At 38.4% G+C, this 2,043-nt stretch carries 3 protein-coding genes; all 3 read left to right on the plus strand.

The genetic code is table 11. The annotated features are described in order from the left end of the window. A partial coding sequence (locus tag BW986_RS29105; protein WP_142244765.1) for a spore germination protein occupies positions 1–351 on the plus strand: 351 nt, incomplete at its 5' end. A 5-nt stretch (positions 352–356) separates the two neighbouring features. After that, positions 357–1,457, plus strand: a complete 1,101-nt coding sequence (locus BW986_RS29110; protein ID WP_076373295.1) for a GerAB/ArcD/ProY family transporter — start codon at positions 357–359, stop codon at positions 1,455–1,457. Continuing rightward, on the plus strand, positions 1,454–2,043 hold a 590-nt coding region (locus tag BW986_RS29115), incomplete at its 3' end, for a Ger(x)C family spore germination protein (protein ID WP_464683691.1). The genes BW986_RS29110 and BW986_RS29115, both read left to right, overlap by 4 nt.

A 2,043-nucleotide genomic window follows, 5' to 3' on the forward strand; every position in this document is an offset into this window, starting at 1 on the left:
GCAGGTATAGTAAGCAATATTATGGTGATTGTCGTTTCTGCAACGGCAATCGGCTCATTTATCATTCCAAGTTATGACATGGGGACGGCTATCCGAATGCTGCGGTTTCCCATGATGTTATTAGCAGTCATGTTTGGGAGTACCGGAATCATGATTGGTGCCATGACGTTGATTGTCCATTTAATTAGTCTTGAATCGCTGGGAACTCCATATGCGAGCCCATTAGCTCCTTTCCGTTTTGCTGATATGAAGGACTCATTTATTCGTTTTCCTTTATGGAAAATGATTACACGACCAAAAAGTGTAAGGACCATTCAATCCAAACGTCAGGGAAAGCCTAAAAGAAGGTGAGGAAAATGAAAAAATACACTCATAATGAAATCACCCTCCTGCAATATATTTTTTTAATTGTTGGGACCCAAATGGGGGTCGGTTTTTTGTCGCTTCCTAAAGTTGTTGCCGAAAAGGCTGGAACAGACGGCTGGATGGGCCTCATCATTGGTTGGATATTAAGCGTTGCTGCCAGTATTATTATGGTGAAAACGGCTGAGAAGTACCCAAATGACACGCTTTACGATCTTCTTATCCGATTTTTCGGGAAAATACTGGGTAAAGTGGCTATTTTCATTATTCTTGGATACACTTTATGCTTTTCTTTGATGATATTTATTAACACTTTTCTTTATATAAAAGCATGGTTTCTTCCCAATACACCTGACTACTTAATTGTGTTGTTATTTTCAATCCCGGTATTATTTATAGTCAGGAATGGTCTCCGTGTTATTGGAAGATATAATGAATTGATATTCTATATGACGATGTGGCTCCCCGTAATTTTTTTGTTTCCATTAAAAGATGGAAGTTTCTTGAATTTACTTCCATTGTTTAAAGTTGGTTGGAAGTCAATTTCAGCTACCGTGCCGCCGGTCATTTATTCGTTCCTAGGGTTTGAACTTGTCTTTTTCTTTTATCCTTTCTTAAAGAAAAAGCAATATGCCATTCATGGAATTATTATTGCCAACACCCTATCGATGTTCTTTTATCTCTTTGTAACCATTAGCTGTTTTGTGTTCTTTAGTCCGGATAGCATTACCGATTTTAATCAGCCTGTCCTAAGTATGCTCAAAGTGATTGAATTCCGGTTTATTGAACGTCTTGACGTGGTTATATTGAATATTTTGATCCTTTTTTCCTCAAGAGCCTGGATCTTGTACATGTACTGTACGGTCTTTAGTTTCAGTCAATTAATGAATAAGCAGGATCATAGTTCATATGTGCCCGTTTTGTTAGGTTTACTCGTCGTGGGCACATTTTTTGTTCAACCAACATGGATGGAAGTAACAACCTGGCAAAAATGGGCTTCGAATGCCGGGATTGCGGTAGCATATGTGTTTCCCGTTTTTTTATGGATTTACAGTTGGGGATATGAGAAATTTTCACGGAGGAGATTTTCATGAGCCGAAAAATAGGATTGTGTCTTTTAATCCTTGTAATGTTACTCTCTGGGTGTATGGATGCTACACCAATAGAGGAAGTTAGCGTCTCACTTATTTTAGGCCTCGATTTAGATGAAGAGGATAATTTATTAGTGTATATGTCAAGCCCGATATTTAGTAAAGAGGCAAAAGATAAGGAAGAAGTGTATGAAGTTAAATCATACACCCTCCGACATTCAAGAGAAAAATTTGATGCGAGGGTAATAGGATTAACATCAGGAAGTAAAACGCAATTGCTTTTGGTGGGAGAACGACTGCTTAAAAAGAAGGATTGGTTTGACTATCTCGATCCTTTCTTCAGAGATCCTAAAAATACAGTGTCCGCGCGTGTTGTCGCTGTAGATGGATCTGTTGCAGATGTTATTTTCAATAAACCAGCAGATAAACCACGACTATCTCTATATTTAACAAGTTTAATTGATGCTGCCGCCAAGAGGAATATTGTGAAAGATACGACCCTCCAGGATTTTCACAGACAAATGAAGGACAAAGGGAGAACGGCGTGGATCACCCAAATCAAAAAGAAAAAAAGAATCGAGCTAACAGG

The sequence above is a fragment of the Peribacillus simplex genome (assembly GCF_900156045.1).
GTDB lineage: Bacteria > Bacillota > Bacilli > Bacillales > DSM-1321 > Peribacillus > Peribacillus simplex_D.

Coding starts and splice junctions, on each gene's coding strand:
- BW986_RS29110 (WP_076373295.1), top strand. CDS start 357: ATGAAAAAATACACTCATAATGAAATCACCCTCCTGCAATATATTTTT.